At 75.1% G+C, this 3,114-nt stretch carries 3 protein-coding genes; all 3 read left to right on the forward strand.

Going from position 1 to position 3,114, the window contains the following annotated elements:
- The coding region (locus CCR87_RS08425; protein WP_338048897.1) for a serine hydrolase domain-containing protein at nt 1–990 on the forward strand (990 nt) is incomplete at its 5' end.
- Nucleotides 991–1,070: 80 nt separating this feature from the next.
- A complete protein-coding gene (locus tag CCR87_RS17520) occupies nt 1,071–2,807 on the forward strand; it encodes an ATP-binding protein (protein ID WP_201157087.1) in 1,737 nt (578 codons plus the stop codon).
- A gap of 46 nt (nt 2,808–2,853) precedes the next feature.
- On the forward strand, nt 2,854–3,114 hold a 261-nt coding region (locus tag CCR87_RS08435; RefSeq protein ID WP_201157088.1), incomplete at its 3' end, for a hypothetical protein.

Genomic DNA, 3,114 nt, shown 5'->3' on the forward strand with positions numbered 1-3,114 from the left:
CCCATGCCCACCCGCCGCGCGCTGCTGGTCGCGCTGTCCACCTCCCTTGTGGTGCCCGCGCTGCACCGCGCCCGCGCCGCGACGCCCGACGATGTCGCGCGCGCCGCGCGGGGGTTGGACCAGCTCCATGCCATCGTGGTGCAGCGCGGCGACGCGCCCGTGGTGGCCGAGGCGCCGCGCGGCCCCGGCCTGTCGCGGCCCGCAAACATCAAGTCGGCCTCGAAATCCGTTCTGGGGCTTCTGCTGGGGCTGGCGGTGGCGCGCGGCGCGGTGCCCGGCCCGCACGCCCGGCTGGCCGATGTCGCCCCCCGCCTGATCCCCGCCGCCGCCACCGAAGGGGTGGAGGACCTGACGCTGCACGATCTGGTGACGCTGCGCGCGGGCCTGGAGGGGACGTCGGGCGCGCGCTATGGCGCCTGGGTCAGCACGCGCAACTGGGTGGCGCATGCGCTGACGCGGCCGTGGGTGGCGCAGCCGGGCGGGCGGATGATCTACTCCACCGGCTCCAGCCATGTGCTGGGCGCGGCGCTGGTGGAGGCGACGGGCGACAGCCTTCTGGCGCAGGCGCGCGCCGGGCTGGGCCGTCCGCTGGGGATCGAGATCCCCGACTGGCCGCGCGATCCGCAGGGGTATCACTTCGGCGGCAACGACATGGTGCTGTCGCCCCGCGCGATGCTGCGGGTGGCGCTGGTGATGCGCGATGCCGGCCGGGTGGAGGGTGTGCAGGTGGTCCCCGAAGCCTGGGTGCGCGCGTCCGCGCGGCCGGTGACGCGCTCGGCGTTTTCGGGGCTGGGCTATGGGCTGGGGTGGTTCGTCAGCCCCTCGGGGTGGGTTCTGGGGCGTGGCTATGGCGGGCAGGTGATCGCGGCGCACGGCCGCGCGGGGCTGGCGGTGGCGATCACCTCGGACCCGACGCGGCCGGCGCGCAGCGACGGGCATTTCGGAGATCTGATGCGGCTGCTGGACGGGCCGGTGCTGGATCTGGCCTGACGGGTCCGGTTCTGGCGGAGGGGTTGTCCGCATCTTTGCCCGGCGTTGACCGGGCGTTCAGCTTCGACTGCAAGAGTGCGGTGGCCGGGCATATCGCGGGGCAGGGGGTGCACATGGACGGGGCGGAACGGGGCGATGCCTGCGTGCCACAGGCGCCCGCGCTGGAGGCGATCGTGCGCGCGGTGCTGGACGGCACCCGGTACGAGGGGTTCGACCGGCTGGCGCGTCTGGCCGGGCGCGCGCTGGGGGCCGATGTGGGGCTGGTGTCGCTGATCGATGGCGCCGGCGACCGGCAGGTGTTCGCGGGCGCCGCCGGGTTGCCGGCCGGGCTGACGGCCGCGCGCTGCACGCCGCTGGTGTATTCGTTCTGCCGCCATGTGGTCTCGACCGGTCAGGCGCTGGTGGTCGACGATGCGCGCCGCCATCCGCTGGTGCACGCCAACCCCGCGATCGAGGAACTGGGCGTGCGCGCCTATCTGGGTGAGCCGGTGCTGGCGCCCGATGGCACCCCGGTTGCCGCCATGTGCACCATCGCGCGCGCCCCGCGGCGCTGGAGCGCGCAGGACCGCGCGCTGGTGGCGGATTTCGCGGCGCTGGCGCGTGACCAGCTGGCGCTGGTGCTGGGCCTGCATGCGCGCGACGCGGCGCTGGCGGCCGAGCGTGCGGTGGCCGCGACCAAGGCGCGGGTCCTTGCGACCATGAGCCACGAGATCCGCACCCCCCTCGGCGGGGTGCTGGGCATGGCCGAGGTGCTGGCCGAGGGCCCGCTTGCGCCCGACCAGCGCGAGCTCGTGCGGATCATCCGCGCCTCGGGGCTGGACCTGCTGGGGATCCTCGACAATCTGCTGGACATGGCGCGGCTGGACGCGGGCAAGCTGACGCTGGAGGTCGCGCCGTTCTCGCTGCGGGCGGTGCTGGAGGCGGTGGTCACGCCGGCCCGCGCGCTGGCGGCGCACAAGGGGCTGGCGCTGCATCTGGTGGGGGCGGGGGATCTGCCGCCGGGGGATCTGGTCCCCGAACCTCTGGTGCCCGAGACCCTGCCGGCGGGGGATCTGCGGCTGGGCGACCGGCTGCGGGTGCAGCAGGTGCTGTGGAACCTGACCTCGAACGCGGTCAAGTTCACCGCCCACGGCCGCATTGTCGTGCGCCTGACCGAGGAGGCGCCCGGGATGCTGGCCTTTGCCGTCTGCGACACCGGCATCGGCATGGACCCCGTCCAGATCGCCCGCCTGTTCGAGCCGTTCGAGCAGGCCGACACCTCCACCGCGCGCCGGCACGGCGGCGCCGGTCTGGGCATGAGCATCGTGCGCGGCCTGGTCGATCTGCTGGGCGGCACCATCGCGGTGGACAGCGCGCCGGGGCAGGGGACGCAGGTCACCGTCCGGGTGCCGCTGCCGCAGGCGCCGGACCCGGCGCCGTCCGGGGCTGTCAGCCTGGAGGGGGTGCGGGTGCTGGTGGCCGACGACAATGCCACCAACCGCCGGTTGCTGACGATCCTGTTGCAGCGCGCCGGCGCGGTGGTCGCGGTCGTCTGCGACGGGGTGCAGGCGGTGCAGGCGGCGCGGGGCGGCGGGTTTGATGTGCTGGTGCTGGACATCGCGATGCCGGGGCTGGACGGGATGGCGGCGCTGGCGCGGATCCGCGCCGCGGCGCCCGATGGCCCTGCGGCGGTGGCGCTGACCGCCAATGCCGCACCCGAGCAATCCGCGGCCTATCGCGCGGCGGGGTTTGCCGCGGTGCTGCCCAAGCCGATCGAGGCGCAGGCGCTGATCGGGACCCTGGCGCGGCTGGCGGGGCGGATCGACACCGGACGTTAAGGGCGCACGGGCATGGTGGGCTGCGGTTGGCCCATGGGGATGTGCGATGCGATTCTGGTCCCGAACCACGTTTGACCTTGCCGCGCTGGCGGCGCTGTACGCCCCGGTGCTGGAGGATGTCGCCCGGCCCGCGCTGCTGCTGGCGCCCGACGGCCGGGTGGCGGCGGCCAATGCGCCCGCGCTGGCGTGGCTGGCGCGATCCGGCGATGCGGTGCGCGGGGTCGCGCTGTCGGCGCTGCCAGGCCTGGGCGGGATCGCGCTGGCGCCCGGTGCGGGACGGCTGGAGCTGGCAGGGCACGGGGCGGCG

Source organism: Rhodobaculum claviforme (genome assembly GCF_016653255.1).
Classification (GTDB): Bacteria; Pseudomonadota; Alphaproteobacteria; order Rhodobacterales; family Rhodobacteraceae; genus Rhodobaculum; species Rhodobaculum claviforme.